This window comes from Candidatus Paceibacterota bacterium, from assembly GCA_036517255.1.
Taxonomy (GTDB): Bacteria; Patescibacteriota; Minisyncoccia; order Phycocordibacterales; family WO2-35-19; genus DATDXE01.
Genome location: DATDXE010000014.1, coordinates 1 through 22,208, shown reverse-complemented (window position 1 = coordinate 22,208; position 22,208 = coordinate 1). Strand labels below are relative to the sequence as shown.

The window sequence follows — 22,208 nt, the reverse complement described above, 5'->3', positions numbered from 1 at the left end:
TTAATTATCTTCATATTTTATATTAAAACCATTTTCAGCAAACTGTAGCATTTTGTTTAAATTTTCAGCCTTGAGGGATAGAAAGGTTTCCCCACTACCTTCAGCAGGTTTTCTAAAAGTGGCTGATAAGCCGGTAACTTCAGAGGCCGATCTACCATTCATCTGCCACTCTAAAGAAACTTGGTCCTGTATGTTCATGTGGTATGGGCTGGCCAAAACATTTATCTCCTCTCCTTCTATCGCGACACCGCCATTCACTGCCTTTTCAAAAATTATGCCGTACAAAGGATTGTTTTTGTAAAAAATTATTGATGGCGTGGTGGGGTTGAGTATTATTCTTTCTTCCGAATTAATGCCGCGCTTATTGTCGGTTACTAAAACTTCCGCTTCGATACCGCTTCCTAGAAGAGGCCCCGAAACTCTTACTGTATTTTTGCCATACCCTGACTGTCCTTCGAGCACAGTGTCATTCACTGTCCATTTGTATATCAAAGTACTAGCGTCTATTTTAGTGCTGCCAGAGTAGAAATTAGGCATGGCTGTGATCACCACTTCTCCTTGTGGTGGAAAGAGAGCTTTGCCTCTGTAAAATGGTGGCGTGTACGAGTTCGATTGCCAGAGAAGGTCGATTTCTGCTGGCCGGAGTGTGACTGTCTTTGAAAAACTAACACCACTTTCTAAAATTATATCTATCTTTATTTTATTTTCCGAACCTTTATTTCCCATTCTTGCATTAAAACTGGTCAAGCCAATGCCTTCAGCTTTTTTTACTCCTCCTATCGACCATTTTATATTCGCTGTATTCAAATTTTCTGTATACATTCTTAAACGTATGAAAACGTTGCCATTTGGTTTTGGAAATTCAGGTGCTATTTCTACACTTAATTCATCAGGGAGTGATATCCCTGGACTCATATTTAAACCACCCAAATTTATCTGAGCGTAGGTTGGGTCAGGCAGGAAAAAGTAGAAAGTAGAAAGTAGAAAGTAAGTTATTATTTTTTTTATATTCATAAAATATACAAACTAGGCCGCTTTCTTCAAAGTGCCCTGCGCTTTACTGGCGACTTTTCCAATTATACCACCCCTGTCTTCTGATCTGGTGATTAAGACTAACAATATTGTTCCTGTTGTTAGTATTGGAAGTGCGTCAATAGCAGGAAAAAGTTCAGCCACAGCTTGTGTAGCCATTATAGCTAGCCTTTTCGGGCTTGTGCCAAAAGGTACTCCTAAAATAGTCAGCCATAGCCAAAATAAGAATGTTGCTCCCACGGATATGATTGGAGAAATTACTATTCCGATAGCAACAAGAGTAAGTAACGCTTGTATCAGGTCGATAGATCCAGCTGCCGCTATAAGGCACGCTCCCATCCATAGTTTAATCCTTTGTTTTTTTTCTGGTTCTTCTTGCTCCTCGGTATTTTGACGCACTTGCGAATATTTCGGGTATCTATTTCTATGTTCTTCTATATTTGTGACTTCAACCATTTATTTTAGTCAGTTTACTTTGTTGTCCCCGCTTCTTCCAATTCCTTTTTCGCCTTCTTGATGGCAAGTATTTGAGAAGGATCAGAGGTTATTATTTGATCTTCCGTGTACGAGGCGATTATTTTTATAGCTACATGCTTCAAGCCGGCAAAGAATATGCCTTCCCCTACTCCTGACTCCAGAAGCAAGTATTTTTCTTCATCAGTGAGGTTAAATACTTCTTGCAGGCGATCCATTGAGGTGGCTGACTGCTTCAGGAGCACCTGTATAGATGAGTTGGTTACAATGGGCATACCGTAAGGCGACTTGAGAAAGTCGTCCACGTCTTGAGTGATAGTGGCAAGCCCCAGGTAATATTTCCTACCTCTTTTTGCCATACTGAGTAGGAAAGAAGCCGTATCGTCACTTTTCATCATCCACCAAGCTTCGTCGATTACCAAGAGTCTCTTCTTTATATCTCTGCGCACGGCGTTCCATATGTAGTGAGTGACGATGTACATAGCTACCGGTTTCAGCTCGTCTTCCATGTCACGCAGAGAGAAAACGATAAATTTTTTGTTTATATCGACATTCGATGGTTTATTGATGAAGTTTGACCAGGTACCTTTTGTATATTTTGAAATTCTCTGGGCAAGCGACTCACCTCCTTCCATACCGCCGAGCACTAGCTCAAAGTCAGAAAGGAGTGGTGGCTCCACCGATCTGAAATCAGAATCGGGAGTGATATCTTTCAGTGCATATGTTTCGGTGATGGCTCTATCGATCAAAGCATCTTCCTCGGCCGTGAGGCCTCCTAGCATGATTCTGAAAAGACCTACCAGGTTTATGATGTTCGATCGAAGTACGGAAGCACTTGACTCATCTTCAGCTGGTATCGGTAATTCAAATGGGTTTATGTGGTGGTCGGAGTTTAAAGATATGTTGAAATACCTGCCTCCTACAGCTTCGGCCATATATTCGTATTCTCTTTCCGGGTCGAGCACTATGACATCAGCGTCGAACATGAGAGTTCTCAAAATTTCCAGTTTAGTCATATATGACTTACCGGAACCTGATTTTGCGAATATGACCGAATTATAATTTTCCAGAGAGAAGCGATCGAAGAGCACTAGGGATGAGTTGTGGCGATTGATTCCGTATAGTATGCCCTTATCCGAGGTGAGATCGAAGGAAATAAAAGGAAAGAGTGATGAAAGTGGAGTGGAGTTTAATTTTGAGTGTACTAAAAGTTCATCGCTCCCTATAGGTAATACACTTCGGAAACCTTGTTCCTGTTGGAAAAGAGCTGGTTTTACATATACCAACTTTGATTCGAGTATCGATTTCATTTCTGACTCTATTTTATCCAACTCGTCCGACGAATCGGCGTATATCGATATGTATACTCCCACGTCAAACATCTTTTCCTGGGCTTGCTGTAGCTGATCGCGCAGGCTCTCTAGGTCCTGATAGGCAGTGTCGAGCATTGGGTCACGCACTAGGCCTTTTTCTTCCCTGCTTCGTATCTGGCTTTGTACTTCAGCTACCTTTTTTTGAAATGAGCGAAGTATTTTTGATGTTTCGAGCGGGTGGACGAATATAGAAATATCGAATACTCGATCAAGGTTTATGATTGGTGAAAACCAGTCCTCCCCCAGAAATCGTGGGTAGGAAATGACAAAGAAACTTCTCACTATTTTTTCTCCCAAAGATAGTTCTTTAGGAGTAACTTTGAGAGCACTCGGGGCTATTACGTCTCTCAGCTCCAATGAAGAAGCCTCGTATACTCCCGACGGCAGTATCGATGTCGATACTTCTTCTCTCTCCCCTTGTTTTTTCTTTAAAAAATCAAACATTGATTCGTAATTCTTTATTCTGATCAAAACTGGCTAGCCAGTTTTGATAGGCTTTTCCGTTTCGCCTGGATTGAATATTTTATAAAATAATTCGACCACTTCTTCGTTTCCGAGTCTGGCTACTCTTATGCCACAGCGTACCAGTCCCTGTTCCACTACCGATATCCTTTGTTCTAGCTGGATTTTATTTTCTTTGAAAGCACTCTCTGATTTTTCCTTTTCATTTTTACCACTGCTTCCAAAGAAACTGAATATACTTTGGGAAGTGTTCACTATAGCTGCGCCATAAGGTACGACGATAAAAAAGTTTTTAGTCATAATACTGGTCGATTCGGTAAAATTCTTTATAAAATTTATGTATTGCTCCGTTTGTATTTTCATCAGGTCGTTTGTTTGGGCCTTATACCTTTCCTCAAGGAGAGCGATGTAAGGTCTGATGTCGAGTCTGCGCGACTCGATAAAAATTTGGACTGAAAAATCGAGGGAATTTAAGAAATCTTGAAACTGGAGCAATATGGCCTGCCTTTCATCATTTGATTTAAGGGAAAAATTTAGAGAAGAAGCCATGACAATGGCCACCATTCCCCCATTGTTTAGCGTGATGACCCCTTCCCGGATGTCCTCTATAGGTACGAAGTTTTGAGTCGCATTGCTTTTGACAGCTGGCATGTATTAAATTTTATCACATGTTAGTATAATTGTTATATGCGATTCCAAGTGCCCCAATTTATCGATGTTGAAGATAAAATTTTTGGCCCTCTTACCATCAAGCAATTTGTTTATCTTGCTGGAGGGGTGGGTGTCCTAGTTGTCTTCATTACCTTACTTCCGAAATTCCTGGCTTTTGTCTTAGCCGCTCCTTTTATTGCTCTCTCTATTGCCCTGGCCTTTTATAAGCCCAACAATCAACCTTTCGTTTTACAACTTGAAGCTATGATTCGATATTTTTTTGGTGAAAAGCTTTATATTTGGAAGAAAATACCTAAAAAAGAAAATGAAAACAAAATAGCTCCTTCTACTCCTGTAGAGCTTCTAGTTCCTCATCTTTCAAATAGTAAATTGAAAGACCTGACCTGGAGCCTCGATGTTCGCAAAGCCGAAGAAAACGATAAAACCTCTGGAGCCTAGTGCCCTCCTTTATAAAAGAAACCTACAAGCAACATAATTATGACTACAGCAGAGGCAATTATATAGTTTAGTTCCATACTATTTTTTAGCCTTCATGGCGATTATAAAAATAATTGTCAAAATAATTCCTATCACTATGTATATGGTAAGTAAGTTCATGATTATTTGTTATGGCTTAACATTTTTATACTGAAGAGGAATGACGCCACACTAATAATAGATCCGAAAACAAAAGCTGGTAAGGTTACACTAACAGATTCTGAATGGATGAAGTACCCGATGACAATAGAAGCAAAAAGAACTTTAGAAATATCAGAAAAATACTTTGATGTAGTATCGATTTGTTCCTTGTTTAAAATCATCTTCTACATCTATAATTATAGCATAATTACTCGATCGATTCCCTATACGGGTCGTTGTTCCCAACATATTGCTTTGGCAACTCTCTTCTTTGTTGTTCTTCTGTCCCATTCTTGATACTAGCCTCTTGATTCATGATTCTCTCCCCTATCGGCCTCATCGCCTGCGCTTGTCTCAATATAGTCTGTTCAAACGAGTCGTAGGATTTTACTTCCGTAGGTTCTTTTTGAATTTCAGCCCAAACTGATTTAATTTCTTTCATGACTGAACCTAAAATTGAACCATTTATGGAATCAGTAATTTTGCGTGCGGTGCTATCTTCAATTAAAAGGTTGTCGACTATATTTTTTTTTAAATCTTGCCAATTTTCGAAACAGAGTAATACCATAAATACCTCATTTCGTAACTTCAGTAATTTTTCTTCTGATATTCCACTCTGTTCCCCAATCCTATTTACCGTAGATCGCCAATCCTTATTTGCCACAAAATCACTCAAAGTATTAGGTAGTTGAGTAAAGCGCTCCTCTATTATTTTTTCTGTTTCGCTGTTCATGCTTTAACTTTCTTTAGGTTTTGCCTCACCTTTATCTTCATCACTTTTTCCTTCTGCCTCTTTCTTTTTCTTATCCAATTTTTTCAAAATCTCTGCCGCCTCTTCTTCTTCTGTTTTACCTCCCGCCGCCTTTCTAATTGCTCTTGCCGCCTCTATGTTGCCTCGTACCCCTTGTTTGATTGCAGCTCCCACCACTCCTCCAAGGGCAGCTCCTATTGCAGCTCCAAGTGGTCCGGCCGCTACTCCTCCTATTATTCCTCCCATAGCGGCTCTACCCATTATTTTGTTTTTCTTTTCTACTCTATCGGCAAATTCTCGCATTCTTGCTTCCCCTGCTGACTTGAGATTTTTCCATGCTTTTTCAGCTTCTTCTGCTACTTTTCCGAGTTCCTTTGTCGCGTCAGAATAATTACCTTCGTCTATTTTAGTTTTCTTTTCCATTTCTTCCGCTCGTTTTGTTTCAGCTTCGGCAAGTTTTACATTTGCTTCGTCCAGTTCTTTCTTTGCCGCTATTTCGGCAGGGCTACCAGCTACAACTCCTAATTTTTCATGAGCTTCTCTCTTTTCTTTTACTAGTATTTCTATTTTTTTCTTATTGTTTTCTGCTTCGTTCACACTATTTTGAGCCTCGCTCTTTTCTTTACCTTTAGCATTCTTGTATGATTCTGCCGAAGTTTCTTTTGTTTCTTTAGTTTTTTCTTTTGCGTCTTTATGAGCTTTTTCTTCTTGTGCTGTGGAACCATAAACATCTTTAGCATATTGAGCTTTTGCTTTTGCATTATCCTCCACAGCTTTTTTGTAGCCATCTTTACCACTCATATCTCCTATCCCACCGAGTAAGTTTTTAGCTCCAGTTGCCTTCCCTAGTTTAGAGTCAGAAATTCCTCTTACATCGAAACTTGATTTTTGTCCTTTATTCGCAATCCACAACGCACCTCTTCCGTATGATGTTTTTGCTAATCTGTCTTTGTATTTACTGTCTAACAACATTCTTGATCCCCTACCCACAGTTTGTCTTGCGGCCATGCCTGCGACACCGATAGTGGCTCCACCCACAAATCCCGCAACAGCTCCAAAGCCTTTGGTTTTGCCGGCTAGTTGTTTGGAGAGGACCAGGGCCATGATGGTGAGGCCCATGACTAAAGCAAAATTGAACACAAGGCCGATGGCACTAAAAGGTGAATTGGCTATACCAGCAAAGCTCTGTTCTCGTGTTCCTATTGCTCCACTTGCTCCAGCCATTACTTTGAATGCTACCCAAATCAGGATCATAAAATATGGTGCAAAAAACGCCTGGCTTATTAGTGTGTCCCACCATTCTTTAAACTTGCCTCTCATTGCTGGCAATATGAAAGCAATAAAAGCCACAGGGGACAAAATCATCAGGAATAGAAGTATGATAAATCTTGCCAGGAACATAATGGCTGCGACAAAAAGAACTATAGCCATGACTATCATGGTTATCATGCCCAGTATGCCGGTGACGAAAGGTTTTTTCCCCCATATGTCATCATTTGCCCCAGTTAGAATATCTGCTTTAAAAAAACTCTGAACTCCGGTAAAACGAAGAAAAACTCCAGCAAAATCTCTTGTTTCAAAATCTATTCCGGCCAATGTTATTGTCGGTACTGTTCTTCCAGCCTCTCCGCTATTCATGATCGAATTATAAAATCCGACTGCCGCAATATTGGAGGTATCTATTACTACTTTGGTAATGAAAAGGCTGAAGTTTACTATAAGGCCGATAAGTATTATGTTTACTATTGTTTTTTTCAAATCCCCACCAATATCAAGGATAGTTTGTATGCCTGCCCAGAGGAGTACGAAAATGAAAATAATATTTCCGATGTCTCTTAGTGTGCTCCAGGCGCTATTTATAGCTCCGCCTAGTCCCTCTGCGTTATTTATCTGGCCCGCAAACTCTACTATGGTAAAGCTCAAGACGAGATTAAAAATATTTCCAGCTAGTGCAAGTATCAAAGCTCCGATTGTAAGCAGGAGCTCTGCTAATCCACTTAAAAATTGTTTTACGCAGGCATTAAAATTAAGTAATAGATCGCAGCTAGAATTACCTCTGGCCGACAAACTTTCTAGATCTGCTGACTCTTCCTGAGTTAGCTGCCCTCTTTCTGATCTTCCAGCCCTTTCCAGAATTGCCTGCTGTTCTTCAGTAAGTTGTGCAGTAACATTATTCGAAAACATTGGAGAAAAAGATACTCCTAGTGTTAGTGTCAGGAACAAAATTGTAATCAGTTTTTTTGACATCTTTTATATCTTTCCTGCGCTTATGCAGGCCGCAAGACCAGGCTCTGTTTGTGGGCTAGCACAATTTACTACCGTGCCGTCAGGCAGAGTGACAGTGTTACCCGACCCTCCATTTCCCCCGGTCTCACCAGTTCCTGCGCCGAAACCGCTTGTGTCAGGTGGGGGAACATAATTTCCTCCGAAAACAGAATTTCCGATATCTTCTGCTGAGTCGAGTGAATTTCCAAGGTTCGTTGTCTGGTTTTCTATATTTGTGCTTAGATCTCTTATCCTATTGTTGTTACTCGTATTGTAATAAGGGTCGGCATCGTTGTTTTCTGTCGCTGTTTGCAGTTGTTCTAGATAACTTTGGCTATTTGCATTTGAGGGGTCAGGTTTGCCGAGTGAAAGTAATCCTCCCAAAGCCTTGCCCACAAGTTGGTTCAAAAGAGCGCTTATTATTTCATTTATTTCATCTGCCACCTGTAGCCTACTATTACCAATCTGAAGGGTTTGATTGAGTTGGCTTTCGACTACACTCCCCGGTGTTTCGATCGGTGGGCTGTCCAAACATGGTAGTGCGTCATACTGCTCATCAGTCAAAAACTCTCTGCTTTCAAACTCGTTCAGTTTAGTACAAGGTTTTCTAAACGACAAAAATCCTTTCCCCCAGTCAAGTTCTTTGTTGGCTTGGCCTAGGCTGTTTCCTACTGAAAGATTGATCTGATTCATTCGTTGATTAAAACTTCCAAGAGGATTGTTTTGGCTATTCTGTGTTAATTCGATGAATCCCTCCCATCCTCCATCGGAAAAATCATTCATAAAATTATCAAAATTTCTCACTACTCTCGAAAGAGAACATTGGAAATTGCCAAATGGGTTGAGGTAAGCCTGGGAAAGAGCAATTTGTACCCGAGCTTTGAACGGAGCACACATAAAACGGGTATCGGGGTGGTTAAAAATCAGTTGTCCTGCCACCTGATCCCCTATTTTTTTGAAATAGGCTTCAGGGTTGGTAACGAAAGCGGGGCTTCCTTGGAAGCCGCTGTTTATCCAGTTGACTGTGGAAGCAGCTACTCTTTCGATTATCATGTTGATGATAATGAAGGCGATGGTGTCTAGACCAAACTCTTTACCCCATGTGTTGGCCGTAGTGTTTGCCGCTGTCATGGCATTGACAGCAAAATTTGCTGGATCGTATACTACCCACTGAGCCTCTGCTTTTCTTGTAAAAAGAGGTGAAAGTGATATACCAATCACAGAAAAAAGTAAAAAATTGGCGATTATTTTTCTTGATTCTTGGTTCATACTTCTTGATTCTTATTCATTATATTCCGTAATATAGGTAATAACCACGTTCTCCTTGTTTATAAACGACCCCATCTTTCAATATTTTTACCCTTATTCTATTCATCTCTAATAGCATGATCGAAAGGTTGCTCTGGTATATTCCGATTCCAGAAAGACCTTTTATTGGATCTTCTAAAACTTTAGCCATATCATTTACAGCTCCACCTAGGCCTTCTATGCTATTAATGAATATTAAATGTGACTCTACGTAAGAAGATGGCACCTTAATTTTTGCAAAGCTCTGGGCTATTTTTTTGTAATCCTCACCTATTATTTTTAATTCCTTTCCTTTTGAGATATCTTTTGTTGAAGTGAGTTCTCTAAACGCCTGTAGTTCCGCCCGACCTTTCTGACTAGAGTTATTTATTTTTAATATATTACCAAGTGCTGTGCCATACTCTTTTGTTGCTTCTTTGCTATTGTCGACCGAAACCACAATGTCCTTACTTGAGTATGTTTTTTTTGTAGCGCCAGTATCGTCACTGAAATCTGATGCTTGGTCTATTAATTTTTGTACTGATCCGTTATTTAATTCCCCATTTTGTCGCAAGGCAAGATAATTTGACATAAGAGACTCTGCGATAGCGTCAGTTGTATTGCCAGTAGAGGATTTTTGTATTTCGGAAACGTTAACTTCTGCTAAGGAAAGAGCGGAAACGTCTCCTTCCCAGTTTGTATTTTGAGGCAAATTTATTTCTGGCCCTTTTGATAAGAGGCCTGTGTTTAAAGCGATAGTAGATGGGCTTTTGATTCCTGAAGCAATAATAATAGATACCACTAAGGCAACACAAACAATGAACAGTGATATGACTTTACGACTCGGCATTTACTAATTATATCAGTCTTTTTGACAAACAAATCCAGTCATCAATATTTAAATCTTCAGCCCTGGCTTTTACTGGAATACCACATTGGTGTAGATCGGCATCTTCTACACTCAAGTTACTCTTAAGTAACTTTCTCTTATGTGCGAAGCCCTTTTTAAGTATTTCAAAGAACTTTTCTATCTTTACTTCTTTAAATTTTTCCATGCTTATGTTTCTTATCGCGATGATAGCCGAATCCACCTTAGGAGCCGGTACGAAAGAACCCGCTTTTATTACTCCTCCGTATTCAGGAGTACCGAATGCCTTTATAGATATGCTTAAAATACTTTCTTTCTTGTCCCGAGCCATTATCCTTTCTGCCACTTCTTTTTGTACCACAAATGTTATTGATTGAGGTTGGTGTTCACTCTCTAAAAATTTTCTAAATATTTCCCCAGTTATGTAGTAAGGGATGTTACCTATGAGTTTGTAATTACCAAGGGTCACCTTTGGCCAAGTGGATTCAGGCCAAGGGTGACCCTTGGTAATGCTAGTCGGAAATTTTAATATATCTCCTTCTAATATTTCCAATTTTCTTTCCTTCTTTAAATCTTTCCATCTTTCCTTTAATTTTTCCGCTAGCTCATGATCTTTTTCCACAGCGATTACCCTGCCCGCTCTCTCTAAAAGAATTTTAGTCAAAGTACCCTCTCCTGGTCCTATTTCGAGTACAGTGTCTGTTTTTTTGATTTCTGCAAAATCTACGATTTTCTTTAAAATTTTAGGATCTCTTAAAAAATTTTGCCCCAAATGTTTTTTTACTCTCATGTTTTTAGTATATTAAAATTCTATTTCTAATAAAGGCTTTCTCCTCGGAGTAAAATCTAAGTAGTCTCTTTCTATAAAGGTCTCATCCACATCGAATATAAATTCTGAAGGTATGTTTACTCCTCGGCTACCGAAAATAGTGCGACTTTGGGCATAGGTCAAAAAGAGTTTTTTGCGCGCCCTTGTTACCGCTACATAAAATAGTCTTCTTTCTTCTTCAGCCTCTTCTTCACTCACATTATCGTTTCTATTTTTATCGCTCGGGAACAAACCTTCTTCAAGGCCAGATATAAATACACAATCGAACTCCAGTCCTTTTGAGGCGTGTACCGTCATTAGTCTTACCGCCTCGTTCTCTTTTATACCGTCCTGGTCAGAAGCCAGAGAAATGTCCTCTATAAATCTCTCTATTCCCTCCTCCCCTTCCAACTCATCATATCTTTTGGCCAAAACAATCAATTCTTTCAAATTTTCTAGTCTATCAATATCTTCTTCACTTTTACTTAACGATTCTCCCATCTTGCTTGCCTCGACCACATACTTTACAGTGTCGGAGGGTTTTTTTGTCATAGCGCTTTCTTTTATTTTTTCCATTATTTTTCTAAATTGCCAAACCCTTTCTTTTATTTTTATTGGAAGTTCATTTTCTTTTCCCTCTACTATTTTCAAAAGAGTTACTTTTCCTATGCCTCTTGCTGGCACGTTTATAACACGCACCAGATCAGCTGTACTTTCCGGGTTCAATGCATAACGAATAAAAGAAAGGACATCCTTCACTTCTTTCCTATCGTAAAATCTTGTTCCCACCACTTGATAAGGAAGTCCTTCTCTTAGGCAGGCTTCTTCAAGGGCTCGTGATTGAAAATTTGCTCGATAAAGAACAGCAACCTCGTTTAAAGGTGTTCCTATTTTTACTAAGGTTTTTATTTTATTCACTATATATTGTGCTTCGTGGTTTTCATCTAGAGCTTCGAAAAGACCTATCTTTTCCCCCATTAGGTTTTGAGTAAAAAGCACTTTCTTGCGGCGTAGTTTATTTTTCTCTATTACCCTGTTGGCTACGGCCAGTATGGTTTGGGTCGAACGATAGTTTTCCTCTAGCACCACTATTTTTGCTTCAGGATAATCTTTTTCAAAGTTCAATATGTTTTTTATATTTGCTCCCCGCCATGAATATATATTTTGATCTCCGTCGCCAACAGAGCATATATTTCTATGTTCTTGGGCTAAATACTTAGCAATTTGGTACTGCACTTCGTTTGTATCTTGGTACTCATCTACATGAATGTATTGCCACTTTTTTGCATAATTTTTTCTTACTATTTCATTTTCTTTCAATAATTTTGCAGCCACTGCGAGTAGGTCGTCAAAATCGAAGGCGTTTTCTTTTTTTAAAATTTTTTCGTACTTTTGCCAGGCTTCTGCCACTATTCCTCCCATATAATCTCCTCTTTCCCTCTCTTTGTATTCATTTACTGATACCATATTACCCTTCTCTCTTGAAATTATAGAAAGGATTTTACCCGGCTCGTACTCTTTGCTGTCTAGGCCCATCTCCTTCAGAGCTTCTCGTACTGCTCTTTTTGAATCATCTCTATCGTATATAGAAAAGTGTCTTTTGGTTCCTAGTAATGTGGCATTATCTTTAATAATTTTTACGCACAGTGAGTGGAATGTACTTACCCATGGCCTTTCCTCGTAACCCAAGTGTCGGTTTAAGTTGCCTTCTTTGTGGATAAGTGAAAGTACTCGCTCCTTCATTTCTTGAGCGGCCTTATTTGTAAAAGTGATAGCTAAAATATTTTCTGGGGCCACTCCTTTTTTTACCAGATTTAATATTCTGTGTGTGATTGTTTTTGTTTTGCCTGCTCCCGCTCCAGCTAGTACCAAAACTGGTCCTTCGGTTGTGTCCACCGCTTCTTTTTGGCGTTGATTTAATTCAGAAATAAAATTCATTCCACCATATTAGCACTCGCCCGTACCGAAAGGTACATTCGGGCAGGTGGGGATTTCTTTTTGAGTTTTTGATTCAAAAGGGTATAATGAACTGCGTCTGAAGACACCACTGAATTGCTGTAAAATGGCCTATTAGAGCCATTTTTCTCTGAAAAAGCGAAATTACCATTAATCTTAGGCTTATTTTACCCAACGCGAATCACCCTCTCTGGAAAAAGGCCGAGTTTTCAAGGCTAAAAGAGAAAAATAGAGGTTTTTGGAGTACTCTGTCGTGGAAGAGGTTATTTCTGTTTGTAGCCATTACCTCCTTGCCAATCTCTGCATCTGCTGGTCTGATGAGTGCTTTATCCAGCATGTTTATGGAAGAAGAAGCACATCCAAGCTTCCAAAAAAACATCCAACACATAGCACTTCTCACTTCATCTATTTCCCCTGGTGGTTCGGAAGAACAAGATAGGGGTATCCTGGTTGACGAGAGTGCTCTACAGGCAGAAGGAGCGGATTCTTCTTTGGAGGAATCTGAAAATAGGCCGACATCCGATCAAATCAGTGTATATATTGTACGCGAAGGTGACACTCTCTCTCAGATCGCTTCGATGTTTAATGTCACAGTCAATACCATACGATGGAATAATGATTTAAAAGGTTCTGTGGTTCAGCCTGGCCAAACTTTAGTTATCCTGCCTATTTCTGGAGTGCGACATACTGTAGCAAAGGGTGATACTCTGGCTTCTATTTCTAAAAAATATAAAGGTGATCTAGAAGAAATCGCTAGTTACAACGGTTTAGAAAAAGGCTCCTCTCTTGCTTTGGGTACAGTTATCATAGTTCCTGATGGTGAAGTCACGTCTACTCCTGGTACAAGCTCTACGGTTAGACCTTCTTCAGGATTGAAAGAATATGTTGGTTATTACCTTCGACCAGTTGCTGGAGGTAGGAGGACCCAAGGTATTCATGGTCACAATGGTATCGATATTGCTGCTTCTCTCGGTGCTCCTATTATGGCCGCTGCCGATGGTCAAGTTATTATCGCCCGGAGTTCCGGCTGGAATGGTGGTTATGGTAGTTATGTGGTTCTGAAGCACGACAACGGCACTCAAACTCTCTACGCTCACCTCTCAAGTGTCAAAGTTTCTGTTGGCGAATCTGTAAGTCAGGGTGATGTTCTCGGCGGCATGGGTCAGTCTGGTAAATCTACCGGCATCCATCTTCACTTCGAAATCCGCGGCGCCAAGAATCCTTTTTAATTAAAAAATTCAAGGGGGGTTCGATCAGTGATCGAACCCCCCTTCCCGTCATCTCTTTCTCGGTTCTCCTCGACGCCCGGATACCTGGATGCCGCTTGTTACCGCTCTGTTGCGAGCGATTTTGCGCGCCGCTCGTGCCGCCGCTCTTTTGGGGTCATTGCCGCCGTTTTTGGCCATGTAACTTGCTCCTGTTGGTGGAATGCGATACAAGACGTAAACTTCTTTTTATAAAGATACTCTATTTTGTTTAGAAATCAATTTTTCTAATACATCTGAGATTTGGGGCGGTAGGAAATAGCTTCTAGGATGTGGGAAGGAGTGATATCAATTGATGAATCGAGATCGGCGATTGTGCGGGCTACTTTCATTATTTTGTGATAAGAGCGAGCGGAAAGGTCGAGTTGTTTGGCTGAACGATCGAGGATTTCTTTGGCCTCTTTCGAAAGATTTATGTGCAGTACCACCTCCCTTGCTCCCATTTCTCCATTCGATCCTACTTTGCTTCCTATTTTTTTGAATCTGTCTCTAGCTATTTCTCTTGCTTTTAAAATCTTTTCTCTCATGAGCGAGCTCTCTTTTTCTGGAATTTTATTTGTTTGGGTTGCATCCGAATTACTCAAACTCTCGTGTTCTACTTTTGAAACTTCTATCCACATATCTATGCGATCGATAATAGGGCCCGACATTTTTTTCTTATACCTTTGTATTTGGATCGGGCTGCAAATACAGGGCTTTCCTTTTACTCCGAAGTTGCCACAAGGACATGGGTTCATGGCTGCCACTAATATGAAATGAGCCGGGAAACGAGCCGAACCTCGAGCTCGGGAAACGGAAACAAACCTATCCTCGAGTGGCTGGCGTAGAGCTTCGATTGTTCTCGCTTCAAACTCTGGAAACTCATCAAGGAAAAGTACTCCTTTGTGAGCCAGTGTTATTTCCCCAGGTTTTGGGCTCGCTCCTCCCCCTACTAAGGAAACATAGGATGAAGTGTGGTGAGGCGATCGGAATGGCCTCTCTGTTACTATCGCTCCTTTTAAATTTCCTGATATAGAATGAATTTCGGTTACTTCCAGCATTTCTTCAAATGAGAGGGGTGGTAATATCGAAGCAAACGCTCGAGCGAGCATCGTCTTTCCTGTTCCCGGAGGTCCGTAAAGTGCGATGTTGTGGCTACCTGCTCCTGCGATTTGGAGGGCCCTCTTAGCCGCTTGATTTCCTTTAATATCAGAAAAATCATTTTCTGTGTCAAGAATACCTCCTTTTATTCTTGTTTGAGGCGAAGCTTTCATAACCTCTTTCCCCTCTACATGATCTATAACTTCTCTTAGATCACTTGCTCCAAAAACCTTTATGCCCTCTACAAGAGCCGCTTCATAAGCATTTTCTTTAGGTAGAAATATAGCCTCGAATCCTTTTTCTTTCGCTGCTCGGGTTAGGGCCAACACTCCTTTAATTCTTCTTAAATTTCCGTCCAAGGAAAGTTCTCCCAGAAAAATATTTTTATCAGGCCTAAAATCTATTTCCTCATTAGCCAAGAGGTAAGAGAGTGCGATACCTAAATCAAGCCCAGCCCCTTCCTTTTTTATTTCAGCTGGCGCCAGAGCGATAACTATTTTATGGTTTTGCTGCTTGGGCGACTCGAAACCACTATTTTTTATAGCTGCTGAAATTCTATCTTTCGATTCCTCTACCGCTTGGTCCGGCATACCGACTATATTGAAAGCGTGAAGTCCACGCGACAGATCGGCTTCTATATCGACAATATAAGGAGTGAGGAGGTGAGTCTGCGCGCTGTAAACTTTCGCATAACTCATATCTTTTGTCTTAATTCATATGAGCTTTGCAGGTCGTAGCCGCAGGATTGGCTTCCAGTCTATCTTCTTCTATCGCTTCTCCGTTTACCTCGCAAGTGCCGTAGGTTCCAGCCTCTATTTTTTGCAGAGCTTTTTTAACTTCGTTGTAGCGTATTTCGAGGTTTTTGACTATGGCTGTATTTTCTTCGTATTCTTCCATCTTATCACCGAGTTCGCTTTCGTCAGCCGAGTCAGTGTCAAAATCAGCAGGCTTACCTTCCCAATCCACCTCTCCATTGAGGGGCCTTTTTTTGCCAACATGCTCGAGTTCTTTTTCCAACAGAGCCAGTTCTTCTACAAGTTTTTCCTTAAAATGATTTAATTTTTCTATTTCCATTGAGCCTATCTTATCACCTTACAGTGTTCCCTTCAACGTATGCATCTACCAGTGCCTTTAAAGCTTCTTCTGATTCTGTTATGAGCACAGTCTCCTTGTCTAGAAAGGTATAAATCATCCTCACTTCTCCCTTGCTAGCCATTGCTGCTCGCGTATCTTTATTTTTGACGATTAAATCTCTGAAAGTATATATTGTGCTAGCTGTGCTGGTGGAAATTTCTTTCAAAAATGGATTGAAATTGTCGACCAAACTATTTTCCCATTCCAGCATGTCGCGGAAAGCGATGCCGAAATCTTTTACTTTAAAAGCGAAGAAAAAGTCTCTGCCTTGAAAGAGTCCAATCGACATTTTTTCTCCCAGAGTTCTTTCTAAGGCGCTAGGCATTTTCAATTGCATACTGGCATTAAATTCTTTTGAGTTAGAAATTTCTTTACCGCTTGCCTCCCCTATTTTTAATGCGACAATACCTTCTTGTTCTACTGATTTTATTCTCAATTCCCTGAGATTTTCTCTTACCGATGATGGAGAAAGTGAACTTAAATTTATTGAAATGGTGTCTCTGCTAGGAATTATATTTTCTTCCAGCACTACATTTACTGGGATTTGGCGCATTTTGAGTACGGTGAGGTATACCATAGTCGCTACTGTCCCCACGATCAGGACTATACCGATTATATAAATTAAAAAATTAGTTGAATGAGAATTACCTCTTGCTTCTGTCCTCTCTTCCCTTCTTTTTTCATTTTCTTTGATTGCGATACTGGTAACAGTTTCATCCTTTCTTTGTATCAAGCTGGCTATGTCTCCTTTGAAAGTTCGCAGTCTAGGTAACAAACCTTTTTTATGTAAATTTTGAGCGAGAGCCCCCATTTTTTCTTCTGAAGTGGGCAGAACCTTAGGTAGAGTAAGGCCTACGTCCTCTAGATTTTCCGCATTTGGTTTAAGTTCTTCTTCCACCACTCTATTCTACAATGGGTGGCCATAAAATCGAAATCTACCTCCTCATTCGTAATAGATATCTGCGAGGGTTTTCGTCCAAATCGATAAAATCATCAACTGCTTCGATCAGTCTAGCTGAAGTTGATTTGCCAAAACTAGCTATTTCCACTTGGCAACCTTCTGATTTCAAATGTTCAACGAGAGGTACGAAGTCGCCATCACCCGACACGATGACCACGACATCTAATTTTGGAGCAAACTTGATACAATCGACAGCCAGGCCCACATCCCAATCGCCTTTCTTGGCTCCTCCAGCGAAAACCTGCAAATCTTTTGTTTTGGTTTCGATACCTACTCTTTCAAGGGCTTCTAAGAATTCGCTCTCGTCTCCCGCCTCGGTGGTCACTGCGTAAGCTATAGCTCGCACTAGTATCCTTCCGGCCAAAGTGTCTTCCAAGACATTACCGAAATTTACTTTCCCATTATAAATATTTTTAGCGCTATGGTAGAGATTTTGTGTATCTATAAAAATTCCTACGCGCTGTTCCTTCTGTTTTATTACCGCCATTCTTCTATTTTACTTCAAGCCGAGTTTTTTGGCGAGAGTGCTGTACCTTTTTAGGTTCTTTTTTTCCAAATACTTCATGTGTGATTTTCTATCAGCCACAAGTCCTAAGAGTCCTCTTCTCGAGTGTTTATCTTTCCTGTTTTTTTTCAAATGTGAGGTCAGGTCATCGATCCTGCGTGAGAGTACAGCTATCTGCACCTCTGCAGAACCGGTGTCAGTATCATGTACTGCTACAGTTTTTATAATCTTAGCTTTTTTTGTTTTAGTTAACATTGCCCTAATACCATAGCACGAAGCTTAAGCACTAGCAAGTCATCAAATCTTTATCAAATGTACCCGATTCCGTATTCCCTCCCCTTAATAAGGGGAGGGTGCAGGGTGGGGTGGGTTAAGTGTTAGAATAATTGAGATATGGCTCAAACATTAGAACAATTAAAAAGGCAGTTTTTGGAATATGTGGAGATAGAAAAAGGCAGATCTCTAAAAACCGTTGAAAATTATGGCCATTATTTGACTGTTTTTTTGAAGCAGACTAAAGCGACCAAGCCAAATGATATTAGTGATACCGCAGTAAGGGAATTTAGGCTCTGGCTCAATCGTCAGCCGGTCCGTACCTACAAGATCAGGGAAACTCTGAGTAAAAAAACTCAGAACTATTACCTTATTGCTCTGCGTTCCTTCCTAAAATATTTGGCAAGGCAGGGGGTCGCAAGCTTGCCTCCGGAGAGGATTGAGCTTGCGAAAGTGGCCGAAAGATCACTCGACCTTATAAGCGACGGAGAGCTTTCCCGATTACTTGTATCCCCCAAAGGCAGTGATCTAAAAAGTTTGAGGGATAGGGCCATGCTAGAGCTTCTCTTTTCTACCGGCTTGCGTGTTTCCGAGCTCTGTTCTCTTGATAGAGATATTGATCTAGGTAAAAGCGAGCACTCCATTCGAGGCAAAGGAGGTAAAGTAAGAGTAGTCTTTTTCTCTGATATGGCTAAAGATGTTTTAAAAAGTTATCTGGCTAAACGTACTGATTTCGATGATGCTATGTTTATTCAACTTTCGAAAAATAAAAACTCCAAAAATAAAGAAGGTCTCAGAATTGATAAAAGATCGGTGGCTAGGATAGTAAAATATTATGCAGTGAAAGCTGGGATATCGAAGAAAGTCACTCCGCATATTATCCGTCATTGCTTTGCTACCGATCTTCTCTCAAACGGCGCCGACCTCCGCTCCGTGCAAGCTCTTCTGGGCCACGCTCATATTGGCACTACCCAGATATACACTCACGTTACTGACAAACACCTCAAAGAAATCCATCAAAAATTCCATAGTAAGAGATGATTTTGCTCTAAACCTTGAGGAGGTTTACAATATCCAAATGAAAATTGTTTCCTGGAATGTGAATGGTATAAGGGCAGTGCATAGGAAGGGGCTTTTTGCTCCTTTTGTGGATAAATATAAGCCGGATATTATCTGCTTGCAGGAAACCAAAGCTCAAGAGCATCAAAGTGAGGTTGATCTGCCTGAATATGAAGAATATTGGAATTCAGCCGAAAAGGCTGGCTATAGTGGCACTGCCATCTTTACCAAAGAAAAGCCTCTAAAAGTGCTTTACGGTTTACCAGAAGATTTGGTCAAAAAATATAAGCTAACGGAGGATGGTTATGGCGACCCAAACAAAGAAGGTAGGATTTTGACTTTAGAATTTGGTAGTCAGCAGATTGGCGGATTCTATGTTATTTGCGTGTACACTCCGAATTCCAAGGGTGATCTAACTCGCCTCCCCCTTCGTCACAAACAGTGGGACCCGGCTTTTCTCGAGTACGTTTCTAGCCTAAAGAAGAAAAAGAATGTTGTTTTCTGCGGCGACTTAAATGTAGCCCACACTGAAGATGACCTTGCAAACCCTAAAGAAAATGAAGGCGAGCATGGATTTACTGTAGAAGAAAGAGAGGGGCTAAATAATGTGATAAATTCAGGTTTTGTAGATACTTTTCGACATTTTACTAAGGGCAAAGGGCATTATACTTGGTGGACTCCCTGGAGGCAGTCTAGAGAGAGGAATATTGGTTGGAGGATCGATTATTTCTTTGTAAATAAAGAGTTCTTGCCTAAAATCAAAACATCGGCCATTCTTGCCGATGTTTTGGGTTCAGACCACTGTCCTGTGATGATCGAACTACATTGATTGCATAGGCTTTACCTCACAGTGTTTGCAGGAATTCTTGTGAGTGAAAAGCTCGTATAGAGCTGAAAGTCCGACTAGCAAGTATATGAGGCTTGCAAGTCCTGACGGTAGGAAGCTACCTATCCCCCATCCTAGGAACTCTAGTCCCCAGTTTAGGCCTCCTATTATAAGGAGAATGTAAGTAATCGTGTGTAAACCTTTACTTTTCATACTTTGTGTACTATTTGATAATGAGCTAATTATATCTGGCCATTCTGTTTCAGAGTAATTTTTCTGTTGAAAACCCTTAATTTTATGTAAAGCACAAAACCGCCGACGCAGTGGAGGATGGCGTCAAGGCGGTTTACAAGCTAAGGCTCATGAGAGCCGGCTAATTAAGAAGAAAGGTCCAGTAAACTACGCGCGGACCAAAGTCGTCACGTTACCCCTATTTTAATAAAAAAGTGAGGGTGTGTGTAACAAGTACTTCGGGTCTACCAGAACTTCTCCCAGTTGTACAACTATAAAGATCAATGTCGCCCCATTATTTTATGTACGAGGCAATTTGCGGCGACGTCTGATATACATCATATTGTCTTTTAAAATATTGTAAAGGACAACTGTGGATAAGCTTGACAAGATTTCTGTCAATTCAAACTTTATTTTTTAATCTACATAGTGCTTACCTCTTATATTTTTGATTCTTCCTTCTTCCTTAAAATCCTTTATTTGCTTACCTTTTTCACCAAGTACCCGTAGATCTTTAAGAGACATTTTTAGTAGTTCCGTTGTCTTTTTGTATAAGTAATCTTCGTTATTGAGTTTTGGATTTTCTACCACTTCTTCAAAAAGAGCGTACAGGATGTGTCCTATTTCAGGTCCTGGCTTTATACCCGTGATTTCCATGATTTTTTTACCGTCTACTTTAAGCATGCTTAAAGATATTGGATCCTCCATTACCTCTTCTATCATGGCTTGGTATTTTCTTAACCTGTATGGATTCTCTTTCGGCCTCCCAGTTCCGATTCGATCACAAAGTCTGACGTTTATTAAATCCCAAACATTTTCTTTACCTACACTTACGATCAGTCTTCTTACTGCAGAATGAGTGATTGTTTCAGTGTCGGAGAAGAACATGTGCCATCTAACTAGACTCGTGACTCTATTAATAGTTTCACGTGAAAACTTTAGACTTTCTAGTATCTTATTTGTTACACGTGAACCTACTACTTCGTGGCCGTAGAATGTCCATTGATTTGTTTCATTATTCCACCTGCGGCATTCTGGCTTTGATATATCATGAAATAAAGCTGCTAACCTCACATGCAATGGGTACTCCTTGTCAGCTGAATGTTGTAGTGTTTTAAGCAAATGAGTCCAAACATCATATGAATGGGCCTTATTTTGCTCTACACCTATAGATTTTTCTAGTTCTGGCACAATATAGCTTAGAAGCCTTAATTTGTTTAAAATCAATAAACCATCCATAGGTCTTTTAGACATAATTATCTTTACAAACTCATCCCTTATTCTTTCACGGGAAACTTTAGATATTAGATGGGAGTTTTCTAAAATTGCCTTCTCTGTGGACGGTTCAATAGGGAAGTCTAGTTCCACATGAAACCTAATAGCTCTCAGTATTCTTAAAGCATCTTCGTTAAACCTGTCATTTGCCTCACCTACAGCCTTTATTGTTCCACGTGAAAGATCAGCCACTCCTCCAAAAGGGTCTACGATTTCGCCATTTTCAGGATCATAAGCGATAGCGTTTATAGTAAAATCCCTTCTTTTCAGATCATCTTCTATTTTGTCTGTAAAAGTGACTAAATCTGGATGTCTTTTGTCTGAGTAAGTAGTTTCGAGCCTATATGGAGTAATTTCTATGATTTTTAATGTTTCTTCTTTGGCTTCCTCGTCTACTACTCCCACTGTGCCAAAACTATTTTCGTAGAATGTTTTAGAAAAAAGGGCGATTACTTGTTCTGGGGTTGCGTTTGTAGTTATATCCCAGTCTTTTGGTTTTTTCCCCATAAAAAGATCTCTGACACATCCTCCTACCAGGTGTGCTTTAAAAGAAGCTTTTTTTAAAGCACTTGTTACACGGGAAACTTCTTCTGGTATATCGAATTTGTCTATTTTTGCCTTATTCATAGCTTATTTTGTCTGTCTTTTTATTTTCTCCTTATTTTGAGCCATTTAGTAATTTCTAGGCCTTTATAATGACTTTGACTTTTACACAGTGTACACAGTTTTATCCACAGTTTAGGCCTATTTTAATAAATTAAGGACTCTGTCTTTAAGATTTCTATTTCTGTGCCCTAATACTACACTTTGCTCGAACTTTTTACGAAGGGCAGAATGTTGAAAAATTGTGAACAACTCGCACGCTCCGCGCGCCTCGTAACTTTGTATCATTTCTTACGCTCGGATCGCCACTTAACTCTAAAATGAATTCCGCTCACGGCTCGCAGAGCCTCGCCGTTCTGCCCCTCGCCCTCACCCGCAAATGCAATCATTCTTCTTTTTTGGCGGGGGGTGTTTTTAGAAATGGTATGAA

Annotated in this window: 21 protein-coding genes; 4 read left to right on the top strand and 17 right to left on the bottom strand. The window is 40.2% G+C overall.

What is annotated here, in order from left to right; all coding sequences use genetic code 11:
* Genes VJH67_02125 through VJH67_02110 form a run of 4 tightly spaced genes read right to left on the bottom strand, consistent with a single transcriptional unit; the run spans window position 1 to window position 3,992 of the window.
* Window positions 1–1,014, bottom strand: a complete 1,014-nt coding sequence (locus VJH67_02125; GenBank protein ID HEY4515964.1) for a hypothetical protein — start codon at window positions 1,012–1,014, stop codon at window positions 1–3.
* A gap of 12 nt (window positions 1,015–1,026) precedes the next feature.
* Window positions 1,027–1,488, bottom strand: a complete 462-nt coding sequence (locus VJH67_02120) for a hypothetical protein (protein ID HEY4515963.1) — start codon at window positions 1,486–1,488, stop codon at window positions 1,027–1,029.
* 14 nt (window positions 1,489–1,502) lie between these two features.
* On the bottom strand, window positions 1,503–3,323 hold the full coding sequence (locus VJH67_02115) for a DUF87 domain-containing protein (protein HEY4515962.1): 1,821 nt from the start codon (window positions 3,321–3,323) through the stop codon (window positions 1,503–1,505).
* 33 nt (window positions 3,324–3,356) lie between these two features.
* Window positions 3,357–3,992, bottom strand: coding sequence for a hypothetical protein (locus VJH67_02110; GenBank protein ID HEY4515961.1), 636 nt, complete (start codon window positions 3,990–3,992; stop codon window positions 3,357–3,359).
* Window positions 3,993–4,028: 36 nt separating this feature from the next.
* Between VJH67_02110 and VJH67_02105 the strand changes: the two genes are divergently transcribed.
* Window positions 4,029–4,451, top strand: coding sequence for a PrgI family protein (locus tag VJH67_02105; protein HEY4515960.1), 423 nt, complete (start codon window positions 4,029–4,031; stop codon window positions 4,449–4,451).
* 388 nt (window positions 4,452–4,839) lie between these two features.
* Here VJH67_02105 and VJH67_02100 read toward each other — a convergent pair whose 3' ends face one another.
* The 6 genes from VJH67_02100 to VJH67_02075 form a co-directional block, all read right to left on the bottom strand.
* Entirely contained in the window at window positions 4,840–5,364 is a 525-nt protein-coding gene (locus tag VJH67_02100) for a hypothetical protein (protein HEY4515959.1), read from the bottom strand.
* A 3-nt stretch (window positions 5,365–5,367) separates the two neighbouring features.
* Window positions 5,368–7,566, bottom strand: a complete 2,199-nt coding sequence (locus VJH67_02095; protein HEY4515958.1) for a hypothetical protein — start codon at window positions 7,564–7,566, stop codon at window positions 5,368–5,370.
* 66 nt (window positions 7,567–7,632) lie between these two features.
* The gene (locus tag VJH67_02090; GenBank protein ID HEY4515957.1) at window positions 7,633–8,916 is read right to left on the bottom strand and encodes a hypothetical protein; all 1,284 of its coding nucleotides are present in this window, start codon (window positions 8,914–8,916) and stop codon (window positions 7,633–7,635) included.
* Window positions 8,917–8,935: 19 nt separating this feature from the next.
* Window positions 8,936–9,784 carry a hypothetical protein gene (locus tag VJH67_02085; GenBank protein HEY4515956.1) on the bottom strand — a complete coding sequence of 283 codons (849 nt, stop codon included), beginning with the start codon at window positions 9,782–9,784 and terminating at the stop codon, window positions 8,936–8,938.
* 7 nt (window positions 9,785–9,791) lie between these two features.
* Entirely contained in the window at window positions 9,792–10,592 is an 801-nt protein-coding gene (gene rsmA, locus VJH67_02080; GenBank protein ID HEY4515955.1) for a 16S rRNA (adenine(1518)-N(6)/adenine(1519)-N(6))-dimethyltransferase RsmA, read from the bottom strand.
* Between the two features lie 12 nt (window positions 10,593–10,604).
* Window positions 10,605–12,548: a UvrD-helicase domain-containing protein gene (locus VJH67_02075; GenBank protein HEY4515954.1), complete on the bottom strand. Its 1,944-nt coding sequence runs from the start codon at window positions 12,546–12,548 to the stop codon at window positions 10,605–10,607.
* Window positions 12,549–12,883: 335 nt separating this feature from the next.
* On the opposite strand from VJH67_02075, the gene VJH67_02070 reads away from it, so the two are divergent.
* A complete protein-coding gene (locus VJH67_02070) occupies window positions 12,884–13,795 on the top strand; it encodes a peptidoglycan DD-metalloendopeptidase family protein (protein ID HEY4515953.1) in 912 nt (303 codons plus the stop codon).
* 263 nt (window positions 13,796–14,058) lie between these two features.
* On the opposite strand, the gene VJH67_02065 is transcribed toward VJH67_02070, so the two are convergent.
* From VJH67_02065 to rpsO, 5 genes are read right to left on the bottom strand one after another with little or no spacing between them, the layout of a single operon-like run.
* Window positions 14,059–15,609, bottom strand: a complete 1,551-nt coding sequence (locus VJH67_02065; GenBank protein HEY4515952.1) for a YifB family Mg chelatase-like AAA ATPase — start codon at window positions 15,607–15,609, stop codon at window positions 14,059–14,061.
* Between the two features lie 10 nt (window positions 15,610–15,619).
* On the bottom strand, window positions 15,620–15,985 hold the full coding sequence (locus VJH67_02060) for a TraR/DksA C4-type zinc finger protein (GenBank protein ID HEY4515951.1): 366 nt from the start codon (window positions 15,983–15,985) through the stop codon (window positions 15,620–15,622).
* 13 nt (window positions 15,986–15,998) lie between these two features.
* Window positions 15,999–16,943, bottom strand: a complete 945-nt coding sequence (locus VJH67_02055) for a hypothetical protein (protein HEY4515950.1) — start codon at window positions 16,941–16,943, stop codon at window positions 15,999–16,001.
* 37 nt (window positions 16,944–16,980) lie between these two features.
* The gene (locus VJH67_02050; protein ID HEY4515949.1) at window positions 16,981–17,493 is read right to left on the bottom strand and encodes an NYN domain-containing protein; all 513 of its coding nucleotides are present in this window, start codon (window positions 17,491–17,493) and stop codon (window positions 16,981–16,983) included.
* Between the two features lie 9 nt (window positions 17,494–17,502).
* Window positions 17,503–17,766 (bottom strand): 30S ribosomal protein S15, encoded by a 264-nt coding sequence (rpsO, locus tag VJH67_02045; GenBank protein ID HEY4515948.1) that lies wholly within the window; start codon window positions 17,764–17,766, stop codon window positions 17,503–17,505.
* 138 nt (window positions 17,767–17,904) lie between these two features.
* Between rpsO and xerA the strand changes: the two genes are divergently transcribed.
* Together xerA and VJH67_02035 are read left to right on the top strand one after the other, a co-directional pair.
* Entirely contained in the window at window positions 17,905–18,825 is a 921-nt protein-coding gene (gene xerA, locus VJH67_02040; protein HEY4515947.1) for a site-specific tyrosine recombinase/integron integrase, read from the top strand.
* A gap of 37 nt (window positions 18,826–18,862) precedes the next feature.
* Window positions 18,863–19,672: an exodeoxyribonuclease III gene (locus VJH67_02035; GenBank protein ID HEY4515946.1), complete on the top strand. Its 810-nt coding sequence runs from the start codon at window positions 18,863–18,865 to the stop codon at window positions 19,670–19,672.
* Here VJH67_02035 and VJH67_02030 read toward each other — a convergent pair.
* Both VJH67_02030 and VJH67_02025 read right to left on the bottom strand, forming a co-directional pair.
* The gene (locus VJH67_02030; GenBank protein HEY4515945.1) at window positions 19,664–19,882 is read right to left on the bottom strand and encodes a DUF378 domain-containing protein; all 219 of its coding nucleotides are present in this window, start codon (window positions 19,880–19,882) and stop codon (window positions 19,664–19,666) included. The genes VJH67_02035 and VJH67_02030 overlap by 9 nt on opposite strands.
* A gap of 435 nt (window positions 19,883–20,317) precedes the next feature.
* Window positions 20,318–21,802, bottom strand: coding sequence for an HD domain-containing protein (locus VJH67_02025; protein ID HEY4515944.1), 1,485 nt, complete (start codon window positions 21,800–21,802; stop codon window positions 20,318–20,320).
* Window positions 21,803–22,208: the final 406 nt, after the last annotated feature.

Coding starts and splice junctions, on each gene's coding strand:
- VJH67_02115 (HEY4515962.1), bottom strand. CDS start 3,323: ATGTTTGATTTTTTAAAGAAAAAACAAGGGGAGAGAGAAGAAGTATCG.
- xerA (HEY4515947.1), top strand. CDS start 17,905: ATGGCTCAAACATTAGAACAATTAAAAAGGCAGTTTTTGGAATATGTG.
- VJH67_02090 (HEY4515957.1), bottom strand. CDS start 8,916: ATGAACCAAGAATCAAGAAAAATAATCGCCAATTTTTTACTTTTTTCT.
- VJH67_02070 (HEY4515953.1), top strand. CDS start 12,884: ATGAGTGCTTTATCCAGCATGTTTATGGAAGAAGAAGCACATCCAAGC.
- VJH67_02120 (HEY4515963.1), bottom strand. CDS start 1,488: ATGGTTGAAGTCACAAATATAGAAGAACATAGAAATAGATACCCGAAA.
- VJH67_02110 (HEY4515961.1), bottom strand. CDS start 3,992: ATGCCAGCTGTCAAAAGCAATGCGACTCAAAACTTCGTACCTATAGAG.
- VJH67_02105 (HEY4515960.1), top strand. CDS start 4,029: ATGCGATTCCAAGTGCCCCAATTTATCGATGTTGAAGATAAAATTTTT.
- VJH67_02125 (HEY4515964.1), bottom strand. CDS start 1,014: ATGAATATAAAAAAAATAATAACTTACTTTCTACTTTCTACTTTCTAC.
- VJH67_02050 (HEY4515949.1), bottom strand. CDS start 17,493: ATGGCGGTAATAAAACAGAAGGAACAGCGCGTAGGAATTTTTATAGAT.
- VJH67_02095 (HEY4515958.1), bottom strand. CDS start 7,566: ATGTTTTCGAATAATGTTACTGCACAACTTACTGAAGAACAGCAGGCA.
- rsmA (HEY4515955.1), bottom strand. CDS start 10,592: ATGAGAGTAAAAAAACATTTGGGGCAAAATTTTTTAAGAGATCCTAAA.
- VJH67_02100 (HEY4515959.1), bottom strand. CDS start 5,364: ATGAACAGCGAAACAGAAAAAATAATAGAGGAGCGCTTTACTCAACTA.
- VJH67_02075 (HEY4515954.1), bottom strand. CDS start 12,548: ATGAATTTTATTTCTGAATTAAATCAACGCCAAAAAGAAGCGGTGGAC.
- VJH67_02065 (HEY4515952.1), bottom strand. CDS start 15,609: ATGAGTTATGCGAAAGTTTACAGCGCGCAGACTCACCTCCTCACTCCT.
- VJH67_02060 (HEY4515951.1), bottom strand. CDS start 15,985: ATGGAAATAGAAAAATTAAATCATTTTAAGGAAAAACTTGTAGAAGAA.
- VJH67_02035 (HEY4515946.1), top strand. CDS start 18,863: ATGAAAATTGTTTCCTGGAATGTGAATGGTATAAGGGCAGTGCATAGG.
- VJH67_02025 (HEY4515944.1), bottom strand. CDS start 21,802: ATGAATAAGGCAAAAATAGACAAATTCGATATACCAGAAGAAGTTTCC.
- rpsO (HEY4515948.1), bottom strand. CDS start 17,766: ATGTTAACTAAAACAAAAAAAGCTAAGATTATAAAAACTGTAGCAGTA.
- VJH67_02085 (HEY4515956.1), bottom strand. CDS start 9,784: ATGCCGAGTCGTAAAGTCATATCACTGTTCATTGTTTGTGTTGCCTTA.
- VJH67_02030 (HEY4515945.1), bottom strand. CDS start 19,882: ATGAAAAGTAAAGGTTTACACACGATTACTTACATTCTCCTTATAATA.